At 68.8% G+C, this 22,055-nt stretch carries 21 protein-coding genes; 9 read left to right on the forward strand and 12 right to left on the reverse strand.

Annotated elements, in window-relative coordinates; translation table 11 throughout:
• Positions 1 to 89 precede the first annotated feature (89 nt).
• The gene (locus QZ994_RS10445) at positions 90 to 1,508 is read right to left on the reverse strand and encodes a TolC family protein (protein ID WP_290871370.1); all 1,419 of its coding nucleotides are present in this window, start codon (positions 1,506 to 1,508) and stop codon (positions 90 to 92) included.
• Positions 1,509 to 1,585: 77 nt separating this feature from the next.
• On the reverse strand, positions 1,586 to 1,957 hold the full coding sequence (locus tag QZ994_RS10450; protein WP_290871371.1) for a hypothetical protein: 372 nt from the start codon (positions 1,955 to 1,957) through the stop codon (positions 1,586 to 1,588).
• Positions 1,958 to 2,117: 160 nt separating this feature from the next.
• On the opposite strand from QZ994_RS10450, the gene argB reads away from it, so the two are divergent.
• The 6 genes from argB (at position 2,118) to QZ994_RS10480 (ending at position 7,355) form a co-directional block, all read left to right on the forward strand.
• Positions 2,118 to 3,035: an acetylglutamate kinase gene (argB, locus tag QZ994_RS10455; protein WP_290871372.1), complete on the forward strand. Its 918-nt coding sequence runs from the start codon at positions 2,118 to 2,120 to the stop codon at positions 3,033 to 3,035.
• 112 nt (positions 3,036 to 3,147) lie between these two features.
• The gene (locus QZ994_RS10460) at positions 3,148 to 4,539 is read left to right on the forward strand and encodes a glycosyltransferase family 39 protein (protein WP_290871373.1); all 1,392 of its coding nucleotides are present in this window, start codon (positions 3,148 to 3,150) and stop codon (positions 4,537 to 4,539) included.
• The gene (locus QZ994_RS10465; RefSeq protein ID WP_290871374.1) at positions 4,539 to 5,249 is read left to right on the forward strand and encodes a pyrimidine 5'-nucleotidase; all 711 of its coding nucleotides are present in this window, start codon (positions 4,539 to 4,541) and stop codon (positions 5,247 to 5,249) included. Before QZ994_RS10460 ends, QZ994_RS10465 begins: the two co-directional genes overlap by 1 nt.
• A 40-nt stretch (positions 5,250 to 5,289) precedes the next feature.
• Positions 5,290 to 5,949: a nucleoid occlusion factor SlmA gene (gene slmA, locus QZ994_RS10470; protein WP_290871375.1), complete on the forward strand. Its 660-nt coding sequence runs from the start codon at positions 5,290 to 5,292 to the stop codon at positions 5,947 to 5,949.
• Positions 5,950 to 5,971: 22 nt separating this feature from the next.
• Positions 5,972 to 6,883 (forward strand): ATP-binding protein, encoded by a 912-nt coding sequence (locus QZ994_RS10475; RefSeq protein ID WP_290871376.1) that lies wholly within the window; start codon positions 5,972 to 5,974, stop codon positions 6,881 to 6,883.
• Positions 6,876 to 7,355 carry an NUDIX domain-containing protein gene (locus QZ994_RS10480; RefSeq protein ID WP_290871377.1) on the forward strand — a complete coding sequence of 160 codons (480 nt, stop codon included), beginning with the start codon at positions 6,876 to 6,878 and terminating at the stop codon, positions 7,353 to 7,355. Before QZ994_RS10475 ends, QZ994_RS10480 begins: the two co-directional genes overlap by 8 nt.
• Positions 7,356 to 7,358: 3 nt before the next feature.
• Here the strand turns inward: QZ994_RS10480 and QZ994_RS10485 are convergent, their stop codons facing one another.
• Both QZ994_RS10485 and QZ994_RS10490 read right to left on the reverse strand, forming a co-directional pair.
• Complete coding sequence (locus QZ994_RS10485; RefSeq protein WP_290871378.1) at positions 7,359 to 7,547, reverse strand: hypothetical protein; 189 nt, start codon at positions 7,545 to 7,547, stop codon at positions 7,359 to 7,361.
• A 246-nt stretch (positions 7,548 to 7,793) separates the two neighbouring features.
• Positions 7,794 to 8,144: an SWIB/MDM2 domain-containing protein gene (locus tag QZ994_RS10490; RefSeq protein WP_290871390.1), complete on the reverse strand. Its 351-nt coding sequence runs from the start codon at positions 8,142 to 8,144 to the stop codon at positions 7,794 to 7,796.
• Positions 8,145 to 8,374: 230 nt separating this feature from the next.
• Here QZ994_RS10490 and QZ994_RS10495 point away from each other — a divergent pair, with 230 nt between their 5' ends.
• Positions 8,375 to 9,655 (forward strand): NADH:flavin oxidoreductase/NADH oxidase family protein, encoded by a 1,281-nt coding sequence (locus QZ994_RS10495; RefSeq protein ID WP_290871379.1) that lies wholly within the window; start codon positions 8,375 to 8,377, stop codon positions 9,653 to 9,655.
• Positions 9,656 to 9,693: 38 nt separating this feature from the next.
• Here QZ994_RS10495 and QZ994_RS10500 read toward each other — a convergent pair whose 3' ends face one another.
• The 6 genes from QZ994_RS10500 to QZ994_RS10525 all read right to left on the reverse strand — a co-directional run bounded on the left by QZ994_RS10500 (position 9,694) and on the right by QZ994_RS10525 (position 16,260).
• The gene (locus QZ994_RS10500; RefSeq protein ID WP_290871380.1) at positions 9,694 to 10,824 is read right to left on the reverse strand and encodes an alpha-hydroxy acid oxidase; all 1,131 of its coding nucleotides are present in this window, start codon (positions 10,822 to 10,824) and stop codon (positions 9,694 to 9,696) included.
• 19 nt (positions 10,825 to 10,843) lie between these two features.
• The gene (locus QZ994_RS10505; RefSeq protein ID WP_290871381.1) at positions 10,844 to 11,461 is read right to left on the reverse strand and encodes a cytochrome b/b6 domain-containing protein; all 618 of its coding nucleotides are present in this window, start codon (positions 11,459 to 11,461) and stop codon (positions 10,844 to 10,846) included.
• 10 nt (positions 11,462 to 11,471) lie between these two features.
• The gene (locus QZ994_RS10510; RefSeq protein WP_290871382.1) at positions 11,472 to 11,762 is read right to left on the reverse strand and encodes a PepSY domain-containing protein; all 291 of its coding nucleotides are present in this window, start codon (positions 11,760 to 11,762) and stop codon (positions 11,472 to 11,474) included.
• Between the two features lie 41 nt (positions 11,763 to 11,803).
• Positions 11,804 to 12,487, reverse strand: a complete 684-nt coding sequence (locus QZ994_RS10515) for a Fe2+-dependent dioxygenase (protein WP_290871383.1) — start codon at positions 12,485 to 12,487, stop codon at positions 11,804 to 11,806.
• Between the two features lie 24 nt (positions 12,488 to 12,511).
• Entirely contained in the window at positions 12,512 to 14,806 is a 2,295-nt protein-coding gene (locus QZ994_RS10520) for a TonB-dependent siderophore receptor (protein WP_290871384.1), read from the reverse strand.
• A 479-nt stretch (positions 14,807 to 15,285) separates the two neighbouring features.
• Entirely contained in the window at positions 15,286 to 16,260 is a 975-nt protein-coding gene (locus QZ994_RS10525) for a TerC family protein (RefSeq protein ID WP_290871385.1), read from the reverse strand.
• 375 nt (positions 16,261 to 16,635) lie between these two features.
• Here QZ994_RS10525 and QZ994_RS10530 point away from each other — a divergent pair, with 375 nt between their 5' ends.
• The gene (locus QZ994_RS10530) at positions 16,636 to 17,934 is read left to right on the forward strand and encodes a DUF2325 domain-containing protein (RefSeq protein WP_290871386.1); all 1,299 of its coding nucleotides are present in this window, start codon (positions 16,636 to 16,638) and stop codon (positions 17,932 to 17,934) included.
• A gap of 103 nt (positions 17,935 to 18,037) precedes the next feature.
• On the opposite strand, the gene QZ994_RS10535 is transcribed toward QZ994_RS10530, so the two are convergent.
• Positions 18,038 to 19,699, reverse strand: a complete 1,662-nt coding sequence (locus QZ994_RS10535; protein WP_290871387.1) for a M48 family metalloprotease — start codon at positions 19,697 to 19,699, stop codon at positions 18,038 to 18,040.
• Positions 19,700 to 19,841: 142 nt separating this feature from the next.
• On the opposite strand from QZ994_RS10535, the gene moaC reads away from it, so the two are divergent.
• On the forward strand, positions 19,842 to 20,336 hold the full coding sequence (moaC, locus tag QZ994_RS10540) for a cyclic pyranopterin monophosphate synthase MoaC (RefSeq protein ID WP_290871388.1): 495 nt from the start codon (positions 19,842 to 19,844) through the stop codon (positions 20,334 to 20,336).
• 7 nt (positions 20,337 to 20,343) lie between these two features.
• Here moaC and QZ994_RS10545 read toward each other — a convergent pair.
• On the reverse strand, positions 20,344 to 22,055 hold a 1,712-nt coding region (locus QZ994_RS10545; protein ID WP_290871389.1), incomplete at its 5' end, for a PglL family O-oligosaccharyltransferase.

The following is a 22,055-nucleotide window of genomic DNA, read 5'->3' on the forward strand; positions in this document are numbered from 1 at the left end:
CCTGCTGGGCGCCGGCCAGGGCCAAGCCCGACAAGGCGCCGGTGACGGCGCCGCTGAGGAAGTGTCTGCGGGTGTTCATGGTGGGGCTTTCAGTGGCCGGCCTCGGCCGTGTTGCCGGAGGCCGGTGTGGCCTGCAGGGCCGCGGGCGTGGTGTCGAGGCCATCGATGGCGGCGTTCAGGGCGGCGTCGGCCAGCCAGAATTCGCGCTGGGCATCGAGGGCGGTGAGGACGGCGCCGGTGTGGGCACGGGCTTCGGCCAGCAACTCGAAAGGGCCGATCAGCATGCCGTTGTATTGCTTGAGCCGCTCGCCCAGCAGGCGCTGGCGCAGGGGCTGGAGCCCCTCGGTGGCCTGGCGGGCGGTGTCCAGCGTGGCAAGGTAATCGGACCAGCGCTCGCGCAGGGTGGACTCCGCGACCAGGGTGGTCTGCTGCCAGCGGGCGAGGGCGGCGCGTTCGGTCTCGCGGCTCGCCTGTCTTCGGGCGGCCCCGAAGTCGATGCTGGCCAGGCGGATTTGCAGGCCCGCGCCGCGCTGGGCTGGCTCACCGCTGGCCTGGTTACGTTGGAGTTCGCCTTCGATGTCGACCAGGCTGCGCAGCGCGCCGCTTTCGCCATCGCTGCGGCTGGCCTGCCAGCGCGCTTCGGCCAGTCGGGTGTCGAGGCGGCGTGCTCGGGCGGCCTCGGCCAGGCTGTCTGGTGTCCAGGCGGGCTGGGTGGGCAAGGTGGGGAGGCGATCGGGCAATTGAAGCGCGCGGGCTTCCTCGCCCTGAAGGCCGATCAGGCGGACCAGGGACTCGCGTTCGCGCTGGGCGGCCTGCCTCGCCTGGTTGTGGGCCAGTTGCGCTTCGACCTCGCCCACGGCCTGCTGGGCGGCCTGGGCATGGCTGAAGTGGCCGGCTGCCTGCATGCGGCGGGCGAGTTCGGCGCTGGTTTTTGCCGCGGTGAGCACGTCGCCCTGGTAGGCCTGGCGCTGCTGGGCGGCCACGGCGCGCACCCATTGCTGCCGCACGGCCTGGACATGGCCCAGCACCTGCACGGCCAGGGCCTGCTGGCCGGCGGCGATCTGGCGATCGGCGGCGGCGCTGCGCCAGGGCCAGGTGAAGAGGTCCATGAGGCCGATGCCCAGGCTGCGCTCCAGTTCGGAGGCCTCGCCGCGGCGCAGGCGGGTGAGCGAGAGGCTGAGCAGGCCAGGGCGGGCCTGGGCGCGGGCCTCGGCGGCCTGGGCTTCGCTCTGGGCGACAAGGGCGGTCAGGGCGGGACTGCGGCGCAGGGCCAGGCGCACTGCGTCGTCGGCGCTCAGGGGACGGGCGGGCTCGGTGTCTGACGCCGCAGGCGGGGTTGCGGTGGGCGCTTGAGCCGCTGGAGCGTGCTCAGCGGTCAGTGCCCGGTGGGCGTCGAGCGCCACTTGGGCGGGGTGGTCGGCTGGCAGCGCCGTGCGCCCCGGCGGGGCGGCGCAGGCCGACAGCAGGAGCGCAGCGGCGCTCGCCATCAGGACAGGGTGGGTCGTCATGGTCAAGGCAGGAAAAGGGTCGGCCGCACAGGCGGCGTTCGACCCGGCCGCGTTGGCCGGGTCTGCGGGCGGCGTGTTCAGGCCCGAGGGGGCCTGTAGAGCTCACACGCGCCGGGCCGCCCTGAGCCCTGAGGGTGCCAGGTGGGGGGCAGGCTGTGGCCAGCCAGGTCCGCCGGTGGACGCCAGAAGGCTGGCGTGATCAGCCCGGCATGGCAGATGTCGCAGAGGGTGCAGGTGTGCGTGGAGGCCGATGAGCCTGCGGCCTCGTCGGAAGTGGGGTCAGAGGCAGCGGCGCGAGGGGCGTCGTGGCAAGGCCGGTGCCCCGTCGCGGCATGGGGCGAGGTGGCCGCCTGGGCGGAAGCCACGGGCACCTCGCCGGCGCCCCAGGCGACCGGCGCGGCCGGCATGACCGACCAGGCCCACGCCCGCCAGGGCAGGAGGGCCAGCATCAAGCAGATCAGCCAGGTGCGTCGCATCCTGCCAGTGTACGCACAAGCCCGCGGTGTCGGGGTCATGCCGAGGGCGCTGCAGGGTCGTGCCACCGTCATGCGGTGCGCCCTTCGAGCTTCTAGAATGTCGGCTTCGCCCTCAGCTTTGCTTCGCCCCCACATGACCGCCTCCACCACCCCGGCTCAACCTGACGCCGTCGCCCACATTGCCCCGCGCGACAAGGCCGAGATCCTGGCCCAGGCCCTGCCCTACATCCGCAAGTTCCACGGCAAGACCATCGTCATCAAGTACGGCGGCAACGCCATGACCGACCCGGAGCTGCAGGCCGACTTTGCCGAAGACGTGGTGCTGCTCAAGCTGGTGGGCCTCAACCCGGTGGTGGTGCACGGTGGTGGCCCCCAGATCGATTCGGCGCTGAACAAGATCGGCAAGAAGGGGCAGTTCATCCAGGGCATGCGCGTGACCGACGAAGAGACCATGGAAGTGGTCGAATGGGTGCTGGCCGGTGAGGTGCAGCAGGACATCGTGGGCCTGATCAACGCCGCCGGTGGCAAGGCCGTGGGCCTCACCGGTCGCGACGGCGGCCTGATCCGCGCCCGCAAGCTCAAGCTGCTCGACCTCAATGACCCTGCCAAGGAGCACGACGTGGGCCAGGTGGGCGAGATCGAGTCCATCGACCCCAGCGTGGTCAAGGCCTTGCAGGACGACCAGTTCATCCCGGTCATCAGCCCCATCGGCTTTGGCTCGAAGAACGAGAGCTACAACATCAACGCCGACCTGGTGGCCTCCAAACTGGCCCAGGTGCTCAAGGCCGAGAAGCTGATGCTGCTGACCAACATCAAGGGCGTGCTGAACAAGGAAGGCGAACTCATCACCGACCTGACCGCCCGCGACATCGACGACCTGATCGAAGACGGCACCATCAGCGGCGGCATGATCCCCAAGATCGAAGGCGCCATCGACGCGGCCAAGAGCGGCGTGCACGCCGTGCACATCGTGGACGGCCGCGTGCCCCACGCCATGCTGCTGGAGATCCTGACCGATCAGGCCTACGGGACGATGATCCGCAGCCATTGAGCCGGGGCCGTTCCCGATGGCTTTGCCGGTGCCGGCGCGCTGCCCCGCGACCCTGAGGACGCGGGTGTGGCCAGGCCTTCTGGTTTATTTTGTGCTGGTGGCGGTCCTGCAGATGGCCGCCTCCTCCACGGCCGAGCTCGACCAGGCTGAGCAGCTGATCCTGTCTCAGCGCCTGCAGTGGGGCTACACCAACCAGCCCCCGCTCTACACCTGGGTGATCTGGGCCCTGAGCCATGTCGGCGGCGTCAGTCTCGGCCTGTTTTACCTGGTCAAGGTGAGCCTGCTGGCCTTGCTCACCCGCGCCTTTGCGGGCGTGGGCGAAGAGCTGGGCTTCTCCGACTGTCAGCACGTCCTGGCCCTGTCGGGGCTGGCCTGGTTGCCGGCCTTCGTGTGGGAGGCACAGCGCGACCTGACCCATTCCATGATGGCCGCGACCCTGGCCGCGATGACGCTGTGGGCCACCCTGGTGGCCCTGCGGCGGCAGCGCCCGTGGGCCTACGCTCTGATCGGGCTGGCGGCGGGCGGGGCCATGCTGTCGAAGCAGAACGCCCTGATCTTCGTGCTGGCGGTCCTGCTCACGGTCGTGTCGTTGCCCAGCTGGCGTCGGCGGCTGAAGCCCGCCGGTCTGGTGCTGGCCATGCTCTGTGCGGTGCTGGTTTGCGCCCCCCACGCCCTCTGGCTGCTCTCTCACGGCGACGCCCTGTCGCGCACCACCCAGAAGGTGATGGCCCACGGGGACGCAGGCTGGGCGGCGCACACCGTCAGCCCTGTGCTGGCCCTGGGCGAGGGGCTGGGTTCCTTCCTCCTGCCCTGGTTGCTGCTGGCCTGGCCCCTGTGCCGTCAGGCGCGCGTCACAACCGAAGCCAGTCGGTTCATGGGGCGCCTCGCGGCAGTGGTGCTGCTGCTGTTGCTGGCCTTCGTGGCGCTGGCCGGTGTGGGGGAGTTCAAGGCGCGCTGGCTGTTCCCGATCCTGTTCTTCGCACCCTTGTGGCTGGCCGCCTCCGTGGGGGGGCAGACGGGCCGACTGGGCCTGTGGATGGTTTGGGGAGGCGTGGCCTGGGCCGTGCTGTGTGGCGTGCTGCTCGCGGCGCGCATCGTCTGGCCATTGCCTGGCGCTGCCGTGACGCGCCAGAACCTGCCGTTCATGCCCTTGGCAGAACAGTTGCGCACGCAGTGGGGGGATGCGCCGGCCCTGGTGCTGGCCTCCAACCACCATGTGGGCGGTAACCTCCGCCTGGCCTGGCCCGCGTCGACCGAGGTCGTCACGCCGCTGGTGAACTGGCCTGTGGCCATGCCCTCGTCCGCGCCCCTGGTGTGGGCCGAGCAGGATTTGCGCGATCCGCGTTTCGCCCATTGGCTGCGGGCGACCACCGGCCTCGCCGTGCCTCAGCTGGTGGCCCAGGGGCAGGTGAGCGCGCCCTTGCTGCACCGCCCTGAGGCGCCCCCCTACCGACTCTCCTGGGCCCGCGTGCCGCTGCGCCCTGAGAAGAAAGGTTCGCCTTGATGTCTGCTGCCCGACGGGCTCCCATCTGGCTCTTCGACCTCGACAACACCCTGCACGACGCCAGCCAGGCGGTGTTCAAGCGCCTCAACGGCTCGATGACCGATTACATCGCGCAGCACCTGGCCCTGCCGCATGAGGAGGCCGATCACCTGCGCCGCCACTACTGGCAGCGCTACGGTGCCACCTTGCTGGGCCTGGAGCGTCACCATGGCATCCGGGCCGCCCACTTTCTGGCCCAGACCCACGCCTTGCCTGGTCTGGAGGGCGAGCTGCACAGCCCGAGGGTCGATCGCGCGGCGCTGGCCCGCCTGCCGGGCCGCAAGTTCCTGCTCACCAATGCCCCGGCCGATTACGCCAAGCGGGTGCTCACCGCGCTCGACCTGGTCGGCTGCTTCGAGGGCATCGTGGCCATCGAGGGCATGCGCGTGTTTGGCGAACTTCGCCCCAAGCCCGACACCCGGATGCTGCGCGTGGTGCTGGCGCGTTTGAAGCTGCCGGCCCACCGCTGCGTGCTGGTCGAAGACACGCTGGAAAACCTCCAAAGCGCCCGCCGCCTGGGCCTGGGCACGGTGTGGATGCAGCACTACCTGAAGCACAACCCGCATGGCCTGCCCAAGGGGGCACCCCTGCATGGCAAGCCCGCCTGGGTGTGTGTGAGAATCAAACGGCTGAGGGCGCTGCACGCCTGGCGCAGTCCGCGCCTGGGCTGACCGCGGCCCCGCCGCGCACCGCCGTCACACAGGGAGCACGATGAACGGGGACCACGCCGATCCAGCCACCGAGCCAGCCGCCCCGGCCGAGCCTGCGCTTGCGCCCGAGCCCGCACCACGCAAGCGTCCGCCGCCAGGCGAGCGGCGCAACCAGATCCTGCAGACCCTGGCCACCATGCTGGAGCAGCCCGGTGCCGAGCGCATCACCACGGCCGCGCTGGCCGCGCGCATCGGGGTGTCGGAGGCGGCGCTGTACCGCCATTTTGCGAGCAAGGCGCAGATGTACGAGGGCCTGATCGGTTTCATCGAGCAGAGCCTGTTCACCCTGGCCAACCAGATTGCCGAGCGCGAGCCCGATCCCGCCCGACAGGTGCAGCGCATCCTGGCCATGGCCCTGCAGTTCGGAGAGAAAAATCCAGGCATGTGCCGTGTGATGGCCGGTGACGCCCTGGTGTTCGAGCACGAGCGTCTGGCTCAACGCATGAGCCAGTGCCTCGATCGCATGGAGTCCATGCTGCGTCAGCCCTGCAAGGCGCTGGCCGAAGCGCGCCACCACCCCAGCCCCACGGTCGATGCCCAGGCGCGAGCCTCGCTGGCCCTGAGCCTGCTGCTGGGCCGCTGGCAGCGCTACGTGCGCAGCGGCTTCAAGCGCCCGCCCACCGAGCACCTTGAGGCGACCCTGTCGATCCTGCTGGCTTGAGGGCACCGCTAAACTGCGGGCCATGAGTGCGCCATCCTCCCTCGACCCCGCCCTGATCGCCCTGCTGCACAAAGCCGAGTCCCTCGTGACCCGGCTGGATGCCCTGATCCCTTCTGCCGATCACCCCGCCGTGCTCGCGCCGGACTGGTCGGCCTCCGTGGCCTTCCGCTACCGCAAGCGCCAGAGCGCCAGCTGGGCCCTGGGCCGCCTGGAGCCGGTGCGCCACGTCGGCCGCATCCGCTACGAGGACATCCTGGAGATCGACGTCCAGAAGGAGCGCTTTGCCCGCAACCTCGCCCAGTTCGTGGCCGGCAAGACGGCCAACAACGTGCTGCTCAGCGGTGCCCGGGGCACGGGCAAGTCCTCGCTGGTCAAGGCCGGGCTGCAGGCCCATGCCGATCAGGGGCTGCGCCTGATCGAGGTCGACAAGGCCGATCTGATCGACCTGCCCGACCTGATCGAGCTGGTCAGCGGCCGCCCGGAGCGCTTCATCGTGTTCTGCGACGACCTGAGCTTCGAAGAAGGCGAGCCCGGCTACAAGGCGCTCAAGTCCATCCTCGATGGCACCGTGTCGGCCAGTGGCGACAACGTGCTCATCGTGGCCACCTCCAATCGCCGCCACCTGCTGCCCGAGTACATGTCGGACAACAAGGGTTACAAGCACACCGAAGACGGCGAGCTGCACCCCGGCGAGGTGGTGGAAGAAAAGATCTCGTTGTCGGATCGCTTCGGGCTGTGGATCAGCTTCTACCCCTTCACGCAGGACGAGTTCCTGGCCATTGTGGGCCAGTGGTTGCGGCACTTTGGGCTGAGCGAAGCGGCCATCGAGGCCGCGCGCCCCGAGGCCCTGATCTGGGCGCTGGAGCGGGGCTCGCGCTCGGGCCGCATCGCCCACCAGTTCGCCCGGGACCACGCGGGGCGCGACCATGTCTGAGCGCAAGCCCTACCACGTGATGGACGCCACCGACCGCGTGCCCGTCGAGGTGGCCGTGGGTGTGCTGGTCGAGCGCGACGCCGAGGGCCGCGAAGGCCGCTTCCTGCTGACCTCGCGCCCCGAGGGCAAGGTCTACGCCGGGTACTGGGAGTTCCCGGGTGGCAAGCTGGAGGCAGGTGAAACCGTGGCGCAGGCACTGCGCCGAGAACTGATCGAAGAGATCGGTGTCACCATCGGCGAGGCCCATCCCTGGCAGGTGGAGGTGATGGACTACCCGCACGCCCGCGTGCGCCTGCACTTCTGCAAGGTCTACGACTGGACGGGCGAATTCGAGATGCGCGAGCGCCAGCACATGGCCTGGCAGAGCCTGCCGGTCGAGGTGGTACCGGTGCTGCCGGGCACCATCCCCGTGTTGCAGTGGCTGGCCGCTGAACGAGGCCACACGGGCCTCACCCACAGCGAACCGGCCTGAGGCTCAGTTCGACGCGGCGCTCGCCGGTGCCGATGCCGGCGCGGCGTCGGAGGGGGCGGCCTTGGCCTCTTCGCTGTGGCTGGTGTCGATGCCGTGCTTTTCACCGCCCATGTCGACGTCGGCACCGCTCTTGATCAGCAGGAACACCGCGATCACGGCGAACACGACAAAACCCACCAGCATCTTCCACATTCTTGGTCTCCTCGGACGGTTTCAGGGTGAAGCGAGGGCCTCTCAGCCCTTCCTGACTGGCAGCTTCCCCTTGATCGCCCCCAGGGTCAACCGGGGATCCCCTGGGCCAATCTGGCACACACCTTTCTGGGCAAGCGGTTCGCCCGCTTCGGCGGCCAGGCGAAAAAAAACCCGGCCGGGCCGGGTTTGGTTTCGTGGCGGGCGGTGCACTCGTCAGTGCGGTGGCCTGCCTGCGAAAGGTTCAGCTCAGCTCAGCTGTTCGCTGATCAGCTTGGTCAGTTCGAACATCGTGACCTGGGGCTTCTTGAAGATGTCCTTCAGCTTGGCGTCTGCATTGATGTTGCGCTTGTTGGCGGCGTCTTGCAGGTTGTGCTTCTTGATGTATTCCCAGACCTTCTTGGTGACCTCGGTGCGGGGCAGCGGGTCGGCGCCGATGACGGCGGCCAGCAGCGGGCTCGGGGTCAGGGGCTTCAGGAAAGCGGCGTTGGGCGTGCGCTTGGCGGCCACTTTCTTGGCGGGTGCAGCCGTCGTGTCAGCGGCTTTCTTGGTCGGGACTTTTTTCGCAGTTGCCATGTTGAATTCACTCCATCGAGAGATCGGATCTGATGCGACCCCGGGCGCCGCTGTGTTCGCTGGCGTTCCTCTGGGGCATTTCGTCGTGCATGGTAGCGCCTCTTTTCGGCTTTCTCCCTGGGAGAACGAAGAATGTGGCCCTCGGACCGCATGATTTTTCGGGTCGTGATGGGCCAACAAGGTGCCAGACCCACACCCCATCCCCCGCTTTGGTGTCCAATGCGCGGCAAGCCTGATACTTTGGAGTACCTCAGATGAGCCCGAGCCCGCAAGACCTGATCGCCCAGTCCTTCACCTTGCCCCATGGCACGGTGGTGCGCAACCGCCTGTTCAAGTCGGCCATGAGCGAGGCCCTGGGCACGCGGACTGGCGCCGCCACGCCCGAGCTGGCGCGCCTGTACGGGGCCTGGGCCGATGGCGGCATCGGCTTGTGCGTCACGGGCAATGTGATGATCGACCGCCGAGCGCTGGGCGAGCCAGGCAATGTCGTCATCGAGGACGAGACCCACCTGGATTCGCTCACCGCCTGGGCCCGTGCGGCCACTCGCGGCGGCACGCAATGCTGGGTGCAGCTCAACCACCCGGGCAAGCAGGCGCCCAAAGGGCTGAACAAGGAAAACGTGTCGCCTTCGGCCGTGCCTTTCCGGCCCGAGATGCAGGCTTTCTTCCCCACGCCGCGTGAGCTCACCGACGCCGAGGTGCGCGAGCTGATCGCGCGTTTTGCCACCGCGGCGGGCGTGGTGAAGCAGGCGGGCTTCAGCGGGGTGCAGATCCACGGGGCGCATGGTTACCTGGTGAGCCAGTTTCTCTCGCCGCACCACAACCGCCGTGAGGACGCCTGGGGCGGCACGCCGGAGAAGCGCCGCGCCTTCGTGCTGGCCGTGCTCAAGGCCATGCGGGACGTCGTGGGGCCTGACTTCCCCATCGGCATCAAGCTGAATTCGGCCGATTTCCAGCGCGGGGGCTTCACCGAAGCCGAGTCGCTGGACACCATCCGTGCCCTGGCCGCGGCGGGCATCGACCTGATCGAGGTCTCGGGGGGCACCTATGAGGCGCCGGCCATGACCGGTGTCAAGGCCGCAGGCGGGGCCGCGGAGGCCCCGGTGAAGGACAGCACGCGCCAGCGCGAGGCCTACTTCCTGGCGTTCGCCGAGAAGGCGCGCCAGGCTGTCTCCACGCCCCTGGTGGTGACCGGGGGCTTCCGTTCCCTGCAGGGCATGGCCGATGCCATCGCCTCGGGCGCGGTCGATTTCGTGGGCATGGCCCGCGTGCTGGCCATCGAGCCTGATCTGCCGAACCGCCTGCTGGCCGGGCAGGAGCCCTTGCAGACGGTGCGCCCCATCCGCACCGGCATCCCCTTCATCGACAAGATGGGGCTGATGGAGGTGAGCTGGTACACCGGGCAGCTCAAGCGCATCGGGCGCGGCGAGGCGCCCAAGCCGAACGAATCGGCGCTGTGGGTGTTCCTGAAGTTCCTGGCCGCGCAGATGGGGCTGGGGCGCAAGAAGAAGCCGACGCGACTGAGAGCCAGCTGATCCCTCTTCTGGCTCAGTGGGTGAGCCAGGCGGGGCACTCAGCGAGGGCGGTAGAGCACCTCGGGGGTGATGTCGGCCAGGGTGGCGCAGCCACTGAGCGCCATGGCGATCTCGAGTTCGTCGCGCAGCAGGCGGATGCAGTGGGCCACGCCCAGGGCTCCTGCCGTGGCCAGGGCGTGCACATAGGGCCGCCCGATCAGCACGGCGCGGGCCCCCAGGGCGATGGCCTTGAGCACGTCGGTGCCGCGGCGGATGCCGCCGTCGACCAGCACGGCCACGTCGGGCCCGGCCGCTTCGACCACGCGCGGCAAGGCGGTGGCGGTGGCCACGGCGGTGTCCAGCGTTCGCCCGCCATGGTTGGAGACGATCAGCCCCTTGACGCCCAGCGAGGCGGCCTGGCGTGCGTCGTCTTCGTGCAGCACGCCCTTGAGCACGATGGGCAGGCGCGTCTGGGCGCGCAGCCACTCGATGTCGTCCCAGCTGGGGGCGTCGTGCAGCAGGTCGTTGAACAGCGCGCTCTGGCCCACGGCCAGCGGGCGTTCGGGACGGGCGGGCAGGTGGCGCAGGTTCACGGCCGAGATGCCCGAGGGCAGGCTGAACTGCGCGCGGCGTTCGCGGTCGCGGGCGCCACTGGTGGGGGCGTCCACCGTGAGCACGATGGCTTCGTAGCCGGCGGCCACGGCGCGCATCACCAGTTCGCGGGTGAAGCCGCGGTCGTGCTGCAGGTAGAGTTGCATCCACAGGGGGCCACGGTCGGCGTCGCCCACGATGGCATCGGCCACGTCTTCCAGCGGGGTGCTGCTTTGCGTGCTGAGCACCAGGCCCGCTTCTTGTGCTGCCGCGGCATAGGCCACGCCGATTTCGCCATCGGGGTGCGCCAGTTGCTGGTAGGCCACGGGCGCGAGCAGGATGGGGTGGGCCATGGGCCGGTCGAACAAGGCCGTGCGGGTGTGGCCATCGGCCAGGCGGCGCAGCACGCGGGGGTGCAGTGTCAGCTCACGCCAGGCCTGCAGGTTGGCGGCGATGGTGTGCTCGTCGGCGGCCCCGCCTTGCAGGTAGGCCCAATGGGCGGGATCGAGTCGGGCCTGGGCGTGGCGTTCGTAGTCGGCCAGGCAGGCGGTGTCGGCAGGGATCTCCTGCAGGTCGGGAACAGGGGGGGCAGAGCTCATGCGGGCGGGAAAAGGGACTTCAGGCCACGTCGTCGCCCGAGGGCGGTATTTTGCGGCCAGTCCACATCGCCTTCACGAGGTTTTCGCGGTGACGCAGGCTGGTGAACACCACACCTGCGATGTGCAGGGCGATCAGGCCCAGCAGCGACCAGGCGAGCAGGGTGTGCACCTGCTCCAGGGGCTCGGAGCCCCAGTAGGCATCGGTGGTTTGCAGCCAGCCGGTGGTGCCGATGGCGCCCACCCAGCCCAGCAGCAGCACGACCATCCAGCCCCCCAAGGGGTTGTGGCCCAGGTAGCGGCGTTCGCGGTGGGCCAGCAGCTCGTGGGTGTAGCGTGCCACGGTACCCGGGCCGCGCACGAACTGCGCAAAACGGGCGTGGTGCGCCCGGCCGCCGGTACGGGCCAGCCAGCCCCAGGCCAGGCGGGTGCTCACGGCCGCGATGGCCACATACCCCGCAGGCTCATGCCATGAGCCGATGCCCAGGCGCAAGGTGGCCAACCAGGCACAGGCCACGGCGCCCACCAGGCTCCAGTGGAGCAGGCGAACCAGGGGGTCCCAGGTGGGCCACGTCGGCAGACGGGCGGGTTGTTCGCCTGGGGGGCTGGCGGCCGGGGGGCGGGTGTCCTCGGAGGGCATCACGGAAGGGTCACTTCTGCATCATGTCGCCGACCATGTCGAGCGTCTTGGGGTCGAAGTAGGCCTCGCGCTTCTTGCCCTTGGCATCGAAGCCGTAGACCTCGTAGCAGCCGTTGTCGACCTTGAGCTTGCGGATGGTCCAGCCTTCTTTTTCGAGCTTGGCGGCCAGGACGTCCTTGGCCTGCCATTCCTTGGCGGGCACCTTGCACTCGATGCCGTCGCCGTGGGCCAGGGCCAGCGAGGGCGTCAGGCCGGGCAGGAGGGCCAGGGTGGCACAGGCCAGCAGGTGTCGGGTGTTCATCGTGGGGTCCTTTCGTGGGGAGGGGCAGCGGTGAGGGGGGATCAGGTTTCGGCCCACATGCGCAGCAGGTTGTGGTACGTGCCGGTGAGGCCGACCGCGGCCGTGCTGTCGCCGTGTTCCTGACGCAGGCGGACGAGGTTCATGTCGAGGTCGAAGAGCAGGCGTCGCTGTTCGTCGCTGCGCACCATGCTCTGGACCCAGAAGAAGCTGGCCACGCGGTGGCCGCGGGTGACGGGTTCGACCCGGTGCACGCTGGTGCTGGGGTAGATGACGGCGTGGCCGGCCGGAAGCTTGAGGGCCTGGCGGCCGTAGGTGTCATTGACGACGAGTTCGCCACCCTCGTACTCGTCCGGGTCGGCCAGGAAGAGGGTGCAGCTGACGTCGGAGCGCACACGCTGGCCGGTGCTGGCCGCGTGCATCACGGCACCATCGACGTGGTCGCCGTAAGTGTTTGTCTGCCCGCCATAGCGGTTGAACTGGGGCGGGAAGATGCGGCCGGGCAGGGTGGCCGAAAAGAAGAGCGGGTGGCGGTCCAGGGCCTGCAGGATCAGCTGGCGGGCGAACTGGGCGGCCGGATCGTCCGGCGCCAGTTGCTCGTTCTGTTTGGCCTGCACGGCCTGGTTGCCAGCGGTGCGCCGCCCATCCTGCCATGCTGCGCCCGCCAGGGCCTGGCGGATCTGGCCGAGCTCTTCGGGGGAGAGGACCTCAGGGATGTGCAGCAGCATGGTGTTCGGAGGGGCAGCTTGGCTTCACAGCGTGACCTTGAGCGTCAGTTGCACCGAGCGCGAAGCCCCGGCCACATAGAAGCCGCTGTAGAGCTGGTCAATGTAGTTGGTGTTGGCCAGGTTGGTGGCGTTCAGGCGCAGGCTGTAGCGCCAGTTGATGGTGTACTCGGCCATGGCGTCGAAGGTGGTGAAGTCGTCGGCGCGGATGGTCTTGTTGGTGACGGGCGTTTGAGAACCGCGGTGGTTGACGCCCAGGCCGGCGCGCCACTGGGGGGTGAACTGGTAGGTGTTCCAGAGGCTGCCGCTGTGCTTGGGCGTCAGGCCCGGGCGGTCTCCGGTGGCCGGTGTGGTGGTGCTGGTCGTGGCCACCGCCTGGTCGATGCGTGCATCGGGGATCCAGGTCCACGACAGGTAGGCTTCCCACTTGTCGGTGATGCGGCCGGCGATGTCGAAGTCCAGGCCCGCGGCATGGCGCTTGCCCGAGAGCAGCATCATGGTGGCCGTGGTGTCCGGGTCGGTGTTGCGCTCGTTGTACTTCTCGGAATAGAAGAGCGAGGCGTTGACCGACAGGCGCTCGTCCAGCAGGTTCAGCTTGGTGCCGATCTCGGTGTTGCGGCTCTTCTCGGGCGGCGTGTTGGCGGTCTTGGCGCGGTTGGCGGCGCTGCCCAGTTCGTACTGGTAGGCGTCGGCCGAGACGTTGAACGAGGTGCCGCGCGAGATGTGGAAGGAGGCCCAGTCGTTCGGTTGGTAGAGCGCGCCGAAACGGTGGCTGGTCAGGTTGTCGGTGCGGCTGTAGTTTTCAGCGGCGTTGTAGTAATGCGCCGTGAAGCTGTCGTGCCGCAGGCCGCCGATCAGCTTGATCGTGGGCGTGATGGCCACGGTGTCCTGAGCGTAGGCGCCGATGTTGCGCGAGTTGAAGTAGTTGAAGACGGGCGCAGCACGGGTGTCGACGATGGCACCGCCCGGGTTGGTGTCGCCCAGCGTGACGGTCGGGGCGATGGTGGTGTTGCGGGTCTGCGAGTAGTTGGGCTGGCGGCTGCCCTTGTCCCACGACAGGTCTGCACCGGCGATGACGGCGTGGGTCATGTCGGCCAGCTGGAACTTGTTGGTGTAGTCGCTCTGCAGCAGCGTGGCGGTGGTCGACGACAGGCGGGCCTTGTTGGTGGTCCGCGTGATGAGGGTGGCGTCGCTGATGTTGTTGACCGTGGTGGCCGCGCCATTGGTGGTGCCTAAGGCTGGCACGGTGCCCAGCACGTCGCGGTCGTAGTGGCCGTGGCGGATGGCGGTCTTGAGCTCGCCGCCATCTGCGAAGCGGTGCAGGTTGCTCAGCGTGGCGTAGTCGGCCGTGCCGTTGTTGTGGTCGGTGGTGAAGCCGTAGAAGGCGTCGTTGGCCATGCCCGGCGTGAGCTTGCCGTTGACGTTGAACCAGCGCTGGGCGTAGATGGGGTTGTTGTTGTACTTCAGGTGGAAGATGCTGGCGGTGAACTCGTCGCCCGTGCCCAGGCCCCAGCTGAAGCTCGGCGCAATGCCTTCCTTGTCGATGGTCGCGCCCTTGTTGTTCGACTCGTGCTTCATCGCGTTGATGCGGATGGCCGAGGTGTCGGAGAGCTTCTTGTTCACGTCGGCGGTGACGCGGTACATGTTGCCCGTGCCCACGGTGGTTTCCAGCTCGCTCTGGTCCATCAGGAAGGGCGTCTTGTTGACCTGGTTGACCACGCCGCCAGTCGAGCCGCGGCCGAAGATCATCGATGCCGAGCCGCGCAGCACTTCGACGCGGTCGTAGTTGAAGGTGTCGCGCTCGTACAGGGACGGGTCTTTCATGCCGTCGATGTAGAGGTCGCCCGCCTGCTGCAGCGAGAAGCCGCGCAGGCGCACGTCTTCTTCGCCCGTTTCACCGGCCAGGAAGGTGACGCCGGCGGTGGTGCGCAGCACGTCCTTCAGGTCGGTGAGGTTGCGGTCTTCCAGCAGCTTTTCGGTCACGACGGTGACGGACTGGGGGATGTCACGCAGGGCCTGCTTGCCTTTGCCGATGGTGCTGGTCACGGCCTGGTATTCCTGCTTGGCCGCCGGGGCCTGGCGCAGCGGCGAGGCCGAGACGCTCACGGTGCCCAGGGTCTTGAGCTTGGCTTCGTCTGTGCTGGCGGCTGCGGCGGCAGGGGCAGAGGCCGAAGCGGCTGCTGCGGCGGGCGCGGCTGCGCTTTGCGCCATCACGGCGCCACTCAGCAGGCTGAGGCCCACGCCGGCGGCGAGGGCGCCCAGCGGCAGTGGGGCCGGGCGGACGGTGGGCGAAGAGGAGAGGGCGGTCAGGTGGTCAGGCATGGTGACGTCCAGTAACAGATCAGAAAAGAGGGCCGCAAGGCGGAGGGCGGGCCGGACTTGACGGGCTGGCTGGTCGGTTCAGGACGGGCTGGCGTGTCTCGGTGTTTTGCAAATGATAACGATTCGCAACACCGTTTGGCGATGTCCTTCCACCTTGCTGGGTTGAGTTGATGTGTGCGCGCCACGCTGGTTCGCGAGGGGCGAGATGGCCGGGTCGCGTGCCGTGGTTGGCGGTGCAAGCCGTTCAGGCAAAAAAAAGCGTTGACCTGCACCGCCTCGAACTCGAACCCCGGGAGCCCCACTCACTCAGGTTCGGATGTCCCCACACCTGATCGGGCAGCCATGGCGGCCTGCCCGATCACCTCGTGGCGGTGCGTTGTGGTCAACGCTTGGATGGCATCTTATCGCGAATGATTCTCATTATCGAAAAGGCCCTGGTAAAGATGGGTGAATGCCACACGGCATGCACCCGGGCCGACTCAGGCGCCGCCGGCTGTCTGGCTCGCGCCGAGCTTCGGGGCGGTCTTCACGCTCCACACCATGGTGATGGCCAGGATGCCGATGACCACGCCCAGCGACACCAACACCGGGATCTTGTAGAGGTCGATCAGCATCATCTTGGTGCCGATGAAGACCAGGATCACCGCCAGGCCATAGCTCAGCAGGTGGAACTTGGCGGCCATGGCGGCCAGCAGGAAGTACATCGCCCGCAGGCCCAGGATGGCCAGGATGTTGGAGCTCAGCACGATGAAGGGGTCGGATGTGATCGCGTAGATGGCCGGGATGGAGTCGACGGCGAAGATCACGTCGGTGAAGCCGACCAGGGCCACCACCAGCAGCAGCGGGGTGGCGATGCGCGCGCCGTTCTGCACGGTCCAGAACTTTTCGCCATCGAAGGTCGGGCTCACGGGCAGCACCTTGCGCAGCAGCTTGAGGGCCGGGTTGTCTTCCAGATCAGGCTCTTTGCCTGCTGCCCACCACATCTTCACGCCGGTGAGGAAGAGGAAGGCGCCAAACACATAGAGGATCCAGTGGAACTGGCTGATCAGCCAGCCGCCAACCAGGATCATCACCGTGCGCAGCACGATGGCCCCGATGATGCCGATCATCAGCACCCGCTTCTGGAAGGCCGGTGGCACCGAGAAGTAGGTGAAGATCATCAGGAAGACAAAGATGTTGTCGACCGCCAGCGATTTTTCAATCAGGTAGCCGGTGAGGAACTCCAGCGCCTTGGTGTTGGCCACGGCCGCGCCCTGTTCCTGCTGGAAGGCCCACCACAGGAAGCCGTTGAAGGCCAGGCTGATGGCCACCCAGATGGCCGACCATTTGGCCGCTTCGGGCACGGAGACTTCGTGCGCGCCCTGCTTGCGCAGGACGACGAAGTCGACAAAGAGTGCAGCGAGCACGATGCCCGCGAAAACGAACCACAGCCACAGGGGCGCAAGGGTGTGCATGAAGGACTCCGGTGAACAAACAAGGTCTGCCACGAGGGCAGGATGTTGGACACCGAAAGGTCTTGCCAGAGCCTGCCTCCGCGCGGTCTGCGCAGGGTGGTCTGTTGTGGACCCGGGCTCGGGCAGGGCGCCTTTGCCGTGTTGACGGGACGTCACCGAAGGCCTGTTGCAGGCCCACGTGCTACTCCCCTTTCGGATGAATGGATTCTAGCCAGCGGCCGCAAGACCTTGCAGGGTGGCCGGGTATGGGCCGCGCGAACGATGTCACGGCCCCGGCTCGCAAAGGAATGGGCAGGAAATAGGTGCATTCTTGCAATTGAGAATCATTCGCATTAGAGTTGAGCCATTCGGATTCAAGCCAAGGACGACATCGCCATGTGTGACACCCCCCGCCGCCTGCTGGACTTCCTGCGCCCCGAGGCGCCGCCCGCTGTCGCCATGCCCGCTTCGGGTGCCCCGGCCTGGGTGCCCAGCCTGGCCGCTGCGCCGCTGAGCCTGCCTCGTCCCCATGAGGTACAGCCGGCACAAGGCTCGCGCCGCCAGCGCATCTGGGAGCTGGATGCCCATGCGCACTGCCCCGTGGTGGGCGTGTGCCTGCCCATCCCGCAATTGCACAAGCTGGCCGAGCGGCTCTATGGCGCCCGCACCTGGCAGGACGAGTACGAGTTGCACTGCATGGTCGTGACCGATTGCAAGCAGCGCGGCCGCGTGGCCGAAGCCGTGCAGAAGGAGCTGGACCGCCGCTACCAGCTGGCCATCCAGCAGGCCAGCCGCCTGAAGACCACCGAGCAGCTGATCGCATGGTGGCGCCACCTGGGGGCCGGGCCACAGTTGGCCGAGGCGTTCTGGGCCACGCTCACCCACCCCCGCTGCACGCCCGATCTGGCGCACCGCGTGCTGGGGCAGGTCCACATGTTGCAGCACCAGGTCGGCGCGGCCACCCGGGTGGACCATGCCCAGTTCGAGGCCCTGTATGACAGCCATGCGGAGGCGGTGCGTGAGCGCGACGAGGCCCAGGGGCGCGTCCAGCAGCTCCTGGCTTCCCACGCCCGACGGGTCGAGGATCTGGAGCGCGAGGTCCTGCGCCTGCGCGCCGAGCTGATTGGCCGAGACACCGCCCACGCCCAGCTGGCCGAGGCCCACGAGGCCTTGCGCCAGGCCCAGCCCGACCTGCCGGAGCGCCTGAGCCTGCAGCGCGAACGCCAGGCCCTGCTGGGGCGCAACCAGACGCTGCAGCGCCAGTTGCAGCAGCAGACCGAGCATGTGCAGCGCCTGCAGCAGCGCCTGGCCCAGTTGAACGTGCCACCGGTCGCTTCCACGGTGGCCGCCGCCGTGGAAGCGCCTGTGCGCTGGCACCCCCGCGTCGAGACCATGGCCGAGCGCGCCGTGTTGTGCGTGGGTGGGCGGCCGGCCAGCGTGCCGGCCTACCGGGCCCTGATCGAACAGACCGGCGGCCGTTTCCTGCACCACGACGGGGGTGAAGAAGACAACCCCCAGCGCCTGGATGCCACCCTGGCCGCCGCCGACCTGGTCATCTGCCAGACCGGCTGCATCAGCCATGACGCCTACTGGCGCGTGAAGGCGCACTGCAAGCGCACCGGCAAGCCCTGCCTTTTCGTGGAGACGCCCAGCCGGGCCGCGCTGGCCCGTGCACTCGAGGAGGCCACGGCATGAACCGCCTGATCGACGAGGTCCGCTTCTGGGGCACCTTCACCGCGGCCGTGGTGGCCGTGTGGGTCTGGGTGCCACTCTGAGGTGCCCGGGCTGAGCGGGATGCTCAGCCGCCTTCCTGCATGTCTTCGCGCTGCTGGCGCTGCCAGGCTTTCACGCGCGATGCCATCACGCTCAACTCGATCACCTCGGCCGCATCGGGCTGGCGGAAGCGTTTTTGCGCACCCTGGATGCGGTCGATGGCGCCGGGCAGGTCGCCCAGGGCGGCCACCGATTCCGCATCTGCGCGCACCGAACGCAGCGGCTGGCCCAGGCCCTGCCACAAGCTGCTCAGGGCGGCCCAGGCGGTGGCGTCGTTCGGGTGCAGGCTGAGGTGGGTCTGCAGGCGGTTGGCGATGTCCAGCCGTGTGGCCTTGTTGGCGTCGGTGTCACCCAGGGCCTGCGCCACCTGGGCGGCGGCCAGCAACTCGGGCCGCGCCGTGGCCGAATCGGCAGACAGAGGGCTGGCCTGCCAGCGGCGCAGTGCTTCGGCGGCAGCGCCAGGTTGGTGATCGAGCAGGCGGCCTTCGACCTCGGCCTGCGCCAGCACCCGCGTGGCCACGGCTTGCTGCACCTGCGGCAGCCGGGCCACCAGCAGGCGAGCCTGCGCCAGGGAGGTCATGGCCTGGCCAGGGGCGCCACCGCGCTGTGCGGCCAGGGTCGCTGCGTACAGCCGCGAGAGGGCCTCCAGCGGTGGCGTGCCCGGCTTGATTTCCGGATTGAGCAGGCTTTGCAGCGCGATGCTGCGCGTGTCCATCAGCACCTTGGAGCGGGCCGACATCAGCGTGTGCCAGGCCCACAGGGCGCTTTGCGGGTGCCCGCCCTGCAGGGCCAGGTCCCAGCCTGTGGGGCCGATGCGGGCGCGGGCCTCACCGATGCGCTCGGTGGTCAGTGGGTGGGTGCGCAGGTAGGGGAAGCTGCCGTCGTCGTTGAGGCGCGAGGCCTGCTGCAGGTGCTCGAACATCAGCGCCATGCCGCCCGGCTCGAAGCCGGCTTCGCCAAGCAGCCCAAAGCCCACGCGGTCGGCCTCGCGCTCCATGTCGCGCGAAAAGTTCAACTGGTTCTGGATGGCCACGGCCTGGCCACCGTAGATCATGGCCTGGGCCGCTTGCGGCGCGCGCGCGGCCGCCAGGATGCCCACCACCATCGAGGCGATGCTGACCCACGACTGGCGCGACTGCTGGCTGATCATGCGGGCGATGTGGCGTTGTGTGACGTGGGACAGCTCGTGCGCCAGCACCGAGGCCAGCTCGTCCGGCGAGGTCGTCATGGCCAGCAGGCCGAAGTGCACGCCGATGTAGCCACCGGGCAGCGCGAAGGCATTGACCGAGCGGTCGCGCACCAGGAAGGGCTCCCAGGCATGGGTGGCATCGAGCTCTGGGCCGATCTCGCCGCGGGTGTGGGCCGCGGCCAGCAGGGCGCGCCAGACATGGTCCACGTACTCCAGCACCAGCGGGTCGTCGACCACGTCCGGGTCGCGGCGCAGAGAGCGCATGATGCGGTCGCCCAGCTTGCGTTCGGCGCTGGGCGACAGGTCCTGCGCGGCCGCATCGCCCAGGGCCGGCAGCACGTTCTGGTTGACGGGGGTGTAGCCCGTGCCGGTTTCCTGCGCCTGCACGGCTTGGCCCAGCGGCCAGCAGGCCAGCGTCAGGCAGATCAGGCGCCAACGCAAGGAGCGTGGGCCGGAAAGCAGGCGGGGCAGGCGAGGCAGGGCGGGAGACAAGGCCATGGACACGGTCAGGGGTGGAGGCCGCACAGTATGCTGCGAAGCGATGCCGCTTGGAGCCCGGCGCCCTCTCCGGGTTCGGGTGCCTGGGCTGATTTGTTTTTCTTTACCTCCCGTTTCAGGCCTGCTCGGCCTGCCTTCACCGATGTCCGAACTCACCCACTTCGATGCCCAGGGCCAGGCCTACATGGTCGACGTCTCGGCCAAGCCCGCCACCGTGCGCGTGGCCGTGGCCAGCGGCCGCATCCGCATGCAGGCCGGCACCCTGGCCCTCATCACCCAAGGCAAGGCGGGCAAGGGCGATGTGCTGGGCGTGGCCCGCATTGCGGCCATCCAGGGCGCCAAGCGCACGGCCGACCTGATCCCGCTGTGCCATTCGCTGGCGCTGTCCAAGGTCGCCGTGGCCTTCGAGGTCGACGAGGCCGATCCCTCCGTCCGCTGCGAGGTCACGGTGCACACCGTGGGCCCCACCGGCGTCGAGATGGAGGCGCTCACGGCCGTGCAGATCGGCCTGCTCACCATCTACGACATGTGCAAGGCGGCCGAAAAGGGCATGACCATCACCGACGTCGGCCTGCTCGAGAAGCAGGGCGGCAAGTCGGGGCACTGGCTGCGCGAGGGCGGCGCCCCCGCGGCCTGAACCCGCCTCAGCGCGGCAGCAGCTCGCGCCAGCCGTAGACCTTCTGCGGAGGGCTGCACTGGAAGGGCTTGTCCTCGCCAGGCTCGGGCGTGTCGTCACAGGCGGCCATGAAGGCCTTGCCCATCGGGTTCTTGAACTCCTGCAGGCGGGCCAGGATGAAGCGCGCCTGATCGACCTGGCCATGCTCGGCCAGCGACCGGGCGTAGGCGATCATCAGGCGCCCGTCCATCAGGTTGTGCAGGGTGCGCCGGAAGGCCTGGGGCGGCAGAGCCGGTTCGTCCTCGTCGGGACCCGTCACGTAGGCGTAATCGGCCTGGTAGCCGAACCAGGGCATGCGCTGCCCGAAGGCGATGCGGTCGGCCAGCGGGCCCGCCCCCGCGCGAGGCGCGTAGATGTTGGCGGCACTGAGGTAGTCGGCCGCGCACCAGGCGGCCATGACGGCGGTCAGCATTCCGCCCACCAGCCAGGGGCGCGCGCTGGCCGACAGGGGCGGCTCGGGGCTCAACGGCGCCAAGCCGGGCGCCGCAACCTGCGAAGGTCGAGCCGCCAGGCCCAGGCCCCACACGAAGGCCGTGGGCAGCAGGAAGTAGCTGTACCACAGCGGGTACTCCAGCAGGCTGTGCAGGCCGGCCAGGGCCACGATCACGCTGGCGGCACCCAGGGTGGCCACGTCGCGGGCGGGCTGGCCATCCTGGCGTCGCCACAGGCTCAGCAGGCCCCAGCCCATCAGGCCCAGCAGCATCAGCGCCATCGGCAGGCCGAACTCCACCGCCCACTGCAGCACGATGTTGTGCGTGTGGTCGAAGAAGGCGATCGGCCTGTCGGGGAAGGGGGTCAGGGTCCAGGCGAGGTTGAACTCGCCGTAGCCCACGCCCGTCCAGGGCTGCTGGCGTACCAGTGCCAGCACGTTCGCCCAGATCTTGAAGCGCGAGCTGGAGATGTCGCTGCCATCGTGCAGGCGGGCTTCGGCCGCGAAGGTCATGCCCTCCTTGGCGTGCGCCAGCCAGTACATGCCGCCCCACCAGGCTGCGTACAGCAGCGGGGCGAGAGCCAGGGTGGTGCGCAGTGGGCGCGGCAGGCGCTTGTCGAGCACCGCCCAGGCGCTCAGGAACACGGTGGCGATCATGCCGGTGCGCGAGGCCGTCCAGACCACGCCGCCGATGAACAGGGCCAGCAGGCCCGATGCCAGCCAGGCTGGCAGGCGACCACGCGCCCCGAGCCAGGCCACGCCCGCACACGACCAGATCAGCAGGGTGCTGAAGTGGTTGGGCTGGCGCAGGTTGCCCACAGCCCGCCCGGCCATGGTCGGTACCGCCACAAAGAGGCCATCGGCCAGAGACGGCTGGAAGACCTGGACCCAGGCCAGGGCCATGCCCAGCACCCCGGCCAGCGCCAGGGCCCCGAAAAACACCTCGGCCGCCAGCTCGCGGGCCGGGCCCAGGCCCACCCGCCAGCCCGTGCGCAAGGCGAGCAGGGCCGCCAGGCTCATGCCGGTGCCCATCATGCTCAGCCCCCCGGCCAACTGCCCGACGAGGCCCGACGAGGCGGCCAGCCCGGCGTGCATCAGCAGCGCCAGGCTCAGGGCGTTGACGCCGCGGGCATCGGCCGACACCATCGCCGTGCCCATGCCCCGGCCGAGCGCGGCGGCAACGAGAACGCCAACGGCGAAATCGGCATCATCGGTTCCTGCCCACCCATGCAGGAGCTGTACAGCAAGAT

Origin of the sequence: Aquabacterium sp. (genome assembly GCF_021768455.1) — a bacterium.
Lineage (GTDB): Bacteria > Pseudomonadota > Gammaproteobacteria > Burkholderiales > Burkholderiaceae_C > Aquabacterium.